Origin of the sequence: Devosia sp. (genome assembly GCF_040509215.1) — a bacterium.
Lineage (GTDB): Bacteria > Pseudomonadota > Alphaproteobacteria > Rhizobiales > Devosiaceae > Devosia.
Map to the genome: position 1 here is coordinate 1 of NZ_JBEVLL010000100.1, position 5402 is coordinate 5402.

General features: G+C 62.4%; 4 protein-coding genes and 1 pseudogene. 2 read left to right on the plus strand and 3 right to left on the minus strand.

What is annotated here, in order from left to right; all coding sequences use genetic code 11:
* Positions 1-79: pseudogene (locus tag ABW043_RS05645) on the minus strand (LLM class flavin-dependent oxidoreductase); the annotation flags it as partial.
* Positions 80-258: 179 nt separating this feature from the next.
* Between ABW043_RS05645 and ABW043_RS05650 the strand changes: the two are divergent.
* Positions 259-558, plus strand: a complete 300-nt coding sequence (locus tag ABW043_RS05650) for an alkylphosphonate utilization protein (protein ID WP_353920249.1) — start codon at positions 259-261, stop codon at positions 556-558.
* An 81-nt stretch (positions 559-639) separates the two neighbouring features.
* Positions 640-1476, plus strand: coding sequence for a carbon-nitrogen hydrolase family protein (locus tag ABW043_RS05655; RefSeq protein ID WP_353920250.1), 837 nt, complete (start codon positions 640-642; stop codon positions 1474-1476).
* Positions 1477-1563: 87 nt separating this feature from the next.
* On the opposite strand, the gene gyrB is transcribed toward ABW043_RS05655, so the two are convergent.
* Together gyrB and recF are read right to left on the minus strand one after the other, a co-directional pair.
* Positions 1564-4017: a DNA topoisomerase (ATP-hydrolyzing) subunit B gene (gene gyrB / locus ABW043_RS05660; RefSeq protein ID WP_353920251.1), complete on the minus strand. Its 2454-nt coding sequence runs from the start codon at positions 4015-4017 to the stop codon at positions 1564-1566.
* Positions 4018-4140: 123 nt separating this feature from the next.
* Complete coding sequence (gene recF, locus ABW043_RS05665; protein ID WP_353920252.1) at positions 4141-5253, minus strand: DNA replication/repair protein RecF; 1113 nt, start codon at positions 5251-5253, stop codon at positions 4141-4143.
* Positions 5254-5402: the final 149 nt, after the last annotated feature.

A 5402-nucleotide genomic window follows, 5' to 3' on the forward strand; every position in this document is an offset into this window, starting at 1 on the left:
GCGCATCGCCGGCCGAGCGCGTGCCCGATTGCGGCGAGGGATTCCAATGCCCGAAGGACAGAAAGCCGATCTTTTTCATTTTTGCCTCACGGGGCCCAATTCATGTTGGCTCATAGCTAGGGGGTGATGGCTGTACGCACAAGGCGGCCAGACAGAACGGATTGGTCCGCGAGGGTGAACGATAAATCCGATGGCCACTCGCCATTTGCTCCGATGGCCGACCTTGGCAAGGTCGTCTTCCCCTGCCAAGAGGAGGTCATGACCAATTCCGATGATGACTATGTCTATGACGAAGCAAGCGGCGAGTGGCGCCCTGCTTCCGAGGCAACTGCAACCAGCGATATCCCGACCGTAGTCGACGCCTCCGGCAATGCCCTTGCCGATGGCGATTCCGTCGTGTTGATCAAGGACCTGAAGGTGAAAGGCGCCGGCCAGACGCTGAAGCAGGGCACGGTCATCAAGTCGATCCGGCTCACCGACAATCCCGAAGAGATCGATTGCCGGCACGACGCCATTAAGGGCCTCGTCCTCCGCACCGAATTCGTGCGCAAGCGCTAGGCGGTGCGTCGCCCGTGAAAAAAGCGGGCGCAGCTGTCATCCGAATCGGCCACCTTCGGCCCTGATACCGGAGGACCGCGAATGAAGATTGCCGTCGCGCAAACGCCTGTCGAGCCGGACATCCGGGCCAATGGCGAGGCGATCCGGAAAATACTCCTCGCGGCCCATCAGGAGAGCATCCGGCTCGTCGTCTTTTGCGAAGGCGCCCTGTCCGGCTATGCCAAATCCCAGATCATGCGCCCGGACCAATGGCATGCGTTCGACTGGTACGCCCAGGACAGCGAGTTGCGCGACATCGCCGCCCTCTGTGGCAAGCTCGGTATTCATGCGGTCATCGGCGGTGCTCACAGACTGGATGCCGCCACCCGACCGCATAACAGTCTCTATGTCCTGTCCGCCTCGGGAGACCTGTTGACGCGCTACGATAAGCGCTTCCTCTCCCATACCGAGATCACCGATTGGTACACGCCCGGCACCGAGCCAATCACCTTTGAGGTCGACGGTTTTCGGTTTGGCCTCGCCATCTGCATCGAGTCGCAGTTTCCCGAGGTGTTCAGCCAGTATGAGGCGCTCGGCGTCGATGCCGTGCTGTTTGGCAGCTATGGCATTCCCGAATATTTCCAGATCGCCCTCCGCGCCCATGCCGGGCTCAATTGCCTCTGGATCGCCGGAGCCACCCCGGCACAAAAGTCATCAGAAGGCCCGGCGGGCATTGTTGGCCCCGACGGCAAGGTAATTGCCCAGTGTCCGGCATCGGCAGAACCGTCCTACGTTATCGCAACGCTCGATCGGCATGATCCGCCCTATGACGTGGCGCTCACCAAAGCCCGCCCCTGGCGCGCCAAGGCGAGGTTGGGCGAGATCTATCGCGAGCGGATGGTGGATGATCCGCGGAGCCGCGAGCGCACCAGCTTCTGACGCGGCGAAACAAGCCACGCCCCAAAATGGAAATCCCCGCTTTCGCGGGGATGACACCAAGATTGGATTGGCGGCAGACCGGTACGCCTAGACGTCCAGATTGCTCACGTTGAGCGCGTTGTCCTGGATGAAATCGCGGCGCGGTTCGACGAGGTCGCCCATGAGCGCGGTAAAGATCTGGTCGGCTTCGTCGGTCTGGTCGATTTCCACCCGCAGCAGCGTGCGCGCATTGGGATCGAGCGTCGTTTCCCAAAGCTGCTCGGCGTTCATTTCGCCAAGACCCTTGTAGCGCTGCAGGCTCACGCCCTTGCGGCCGGCATCGGTGACGGCCTTGAACAGCGAACTCGGCCCAAAGATATTGATCGTGTCGCCCTTGCGCTTGAGCGTCGGAACCCCTCCGAACAGCTCGTCGAGCCGCCCAGCGAGCTGCCGGAGCTTGCGCGCATCCGCCGATTGCAGCAGCGCCCGGTCGATCTGGTGCGTCTCGGTGACGCCGCGAACCGTGCGCGAGAATGCCAGGGCGTCCTCGTCGGTGATCGCCCCGCTCCAGCCGCGTTCCAGCTCGTCGGAAATGCGGTCGAGCCGGTTGGCAACGCGCTTGAGCGTCTCGGCGCTCTTTTCGGGATCGGCCATGCCGTCCGGATCAAGCGCGCCGACGATGGCAGACTGTTCCACCAGATTGCGGTTGTAGCGCAGGTTCAGGTTCTTGATCGCATAGTCGATATCGCGCGCCTGCTGCAGGATCGAGAGCAGGTCGGGCCCGGCATGCTCGACCCCATCGCGCGTCGTGAACACCGTTTCGTCAAGCCCTGCGTCGAGCAGGTAGTTTTCGAGTGCCCGCTCGTCCTTCAGATACTGTTCGGAGCGGCCGCGCGTCGCCTTATAGAGCGGCGGCTGGGCGATATAGATATGCCCACGTTCCAGCAGTTCCCGCGTCTGGCGGAAGAAGAAGGTCAGAAGCAGCGTGCGGATATGGGCGCCGTCGACGTCGGCGTCCGTCATGATGATGATCTTGTGGTAGCGCAGCTTGTCGGCGTTGAACTCTTCCCGGCCAATGCCGGTGCCGAGCGCCGTGATCAGCGTGCCGACCTGGTCGGACGAGATCATGCGGTCAAAGCGCGCGCGCTCCACATTGAGGATCTTGCCGCGCAGCGGCAACACGGCCTGATTGGAGCGATCACGCCCCTGCTTGGCCGAACCACCTGCCGAGTCACCCTCGACGATGAAGATTTCCGACTTTGCCGGGTCGCGTTCCTGGCAGTCAGCCAGCTTGCCGGGGAGCGAGGAAATTTCGAGCGCGCCCTTGCGGCGGGTCAGTTCGCGGGCTTTTCGCGCAGCTTCGCGGGCGGCGGCGGCTTCCACCACCTTGCCGACGATAACCTTGGCTTCGTTGGGATGCTCTTCAAACCACTGGCCGAGCTTCTCGTTGACGATATTTTCGACAACGGGGCGGACTTCGGAGGAAACCAGCTTGTCCTTGGTCTGCGACGAGAATTTCGGGTCCGGCACTTTCACGGACAAGACGCAGGTCAGGCCTTCGCGCGTATCGTCGCCGTTAAGCTCGACCTTTTCCTTCTTGGCGATGCCGGAGCTCGTCGCATAGCCCGTCACCTGGCGCGTCAGCGCGCCACGAAGACCGGCCAAGTGGGTGCCGCCATCGCGCTGGGGGATGTTGTTGGTGAAGCACAGCACATTCTCGTGGTAGCTGTCGTTCCACTGAAGCGCCACTTCGACGGTGATGCCGTCCTTTTCCGAGATCATGGTGATCGGGGTCTCGATCACCGGCGCCTTGGATTTGTCGAGATATTTTACGAAGGCTTCGAGCCCGCCCTCATAGAAGAGTTCGACTTCCACGGGCTCGGGGTGGCGATGATCGCGCAGGTGAATGCGCACGCCCGAGTTGAGGAAGGCCAGTTCGCGCAGGCGGTGTTCGAGCGTCTTGAAGTCGAAGTCCACCATGGTGAAGGTGTCGGTCGAGGGCAGGAAAGAGATTTCCGAGCCCGATCGGCCTTCATAGGTGCCCGGCTGCTTGTTCTCGACATAGGTGCCGATGACCTTGAGCGGCGCATCGGCGACGCCATGGGTAAAGCTCATCTCGTGGATTTCGCCATCGCGGCGAATGTTGAGCTTGAGATAGACCGAGAGCGCATTGACGACGGACACGCCCACGCCATGGAGGCCACCGGAAACCTTATAGGAATTCTGGTCGAACTTACCGCCGGCATGGAGCTGGGTCATGATGACCTCGGCCGCCGACACACCTTCGGAGGCGTGAATGCCGGTCGGAATGCCGCGACCATTGTCGTTGACCGAGCAGGAGCCGTCGGCATTGAGCGTCACGGTGACGAGGTCGGCGTGGCCGGCCAGGGCCTCGTCGATGGCGTTGTCGACCACCTCATAGACCATGTGATGCAGGCCCGAACCGTCATCCGTGTCCCCGATATACATGCCGGGGCGCTTGCGCACGGCATCGAGCCCCTTGAGCACCTTGATGCTGTCGGCGCCATACTCGTTCGGGGTCGGATTTTCGCTGTCGCTCATGGGGTCCGAATCACTCGTACTTTTGGTTACTTGGTTCTACCGGAACGGGGTGTAAACCCCAAGAAAATTGCCGGTTTTCGTGGCTTTTGGTGGGCATAAGGGCAGCTTTTTGCAGCTATCGCGCTAGTCCCGCGCCACACGGCCCTCGTGCACGGTAAAACGCTGCGCCCGGTCTTCCAGCGCCTCGAAGAGAACGGGGTCAGTCCCGGTCAGAAAACACTGCGTCCCCAACCCATCAAGCGCCAGAAACAGCGCTCGTCGCCGGTCGGGATCGAGATGGGCCGCGATTTCGTCGAGCAGCAGGAAAGGCACGATGCCGGTCCTGAGGCGCACCAGCCGCGCATGGGCGAGGATCAGGCCAATCAGCAGCGCCTTCTGTTCCCCGGTCGAGCCCAGAGCCGCCGGCATGTGCTTTTGCGCATGCATGACTTCGAGGTCGACCCGGTGTGGACCTGATGTGGTGCGTCCGGCCGCGCGATCAAGGCCGCGTGCCGCATGCCAGCGCTGCGTCAGGAGAGCCTCGAGCTCGGCCGAGGTCGTCGCCTCGGCCCCGTCCTCGAAAAGCGGGGTCAGCGACAGCCTTGCCGCGGGGAAACTGGCATCATCGAGGCTTTCGGTGATCAGCGCCTGGAGATGGGCGAGGCTATCCGCCCGATTGAGATGGATCGAGGCCCCAAGCTCGGCCATCTGCACTTCAACCGCATTGAGCCATCGCGGGTCGGTGCCTTCTTCGAGCAGCTTGTTGCGCTGCCGCATGGCCTTTTCAAAGTCGGAGACGGTCGAAGAGTGCGAAGGGATCAGCGTCGTCACCAGACGATCGAGAAACCGCCGCCGCTCGCCCGCAGGGCCCGAAAAGAGCCCATCCATGCTCGGGGTCAACCAGAGCACGCGCAGATAGTCGCTCATGGCTTCAATCGAACGCGCATTGGCGCCATTGACCCGCACCCGCCGCCCGCCATCCGGAAGAGCGCCGGTGCCGATATCGGCCGGCCCATCATCGGTTTCCACCGTCGCCGCCACGGCCCAGCCAATGTCGGAACCCTGCTGCTGCAAGGTTTCAAAACTGGCCCCGCGCAGACCGCGGCCGGGCGAGAGCACCGAGACGGCTTCGAGCAGATTGGTCTTGCCCGAGCCATTGGAGCCGGTCAGCACGACATGGCGCTCATCAAGATCGAGCGCCGCCGAAGCATAATTGCGGAAGGCAGACAGCCGAAGGCGGGAGATGTGGCGGATCATTTTTTTGGCCCGCTTAAGGAAGGCCCCCTCACCCCAACCGAATTCGCAAATGCGAATTCGGTGAGCTCCGCGGCGACCTCTCCCCCCAGGGAGAGGTGGGTGACATCCGAAGTCGCGCAGCGACACCTCTCCCTCTGGGGGAGAGGTCG

What these genes read in the sequence shown, in the direction of transcription:
- ABW043_RS05655 (WP_353920250.1), top strand. Translation starts at nt 640, where the DNA reads ATGAAGATTGCCGTCGCGCAAACGCCTGTCGAGCCGGACATCCGGGCC.
- gyrB (WP_353920251.1), bottom strand. Translation starts at nt 4,017, where the DNA reads ATGAGCGACAGCGAAAATCCGACCCCGAACGAGTATGGCGCCGACAGC.
- recF (WP_353920252.1), bottom strand. Translation starts at nt 5,253, where the DNA reads ATGATCCGCCACATCTCCCGCCTTCGGCTGTCTGCCTTCCGCAATTAT.
- ABW043_RS05650 (WP_353920249.1), top strand. Translation starts at nt 259, where the DNA reads ATGACCAATTCCGATGATGACTATGTCTATGACGAAGCAAGCGGCGAG.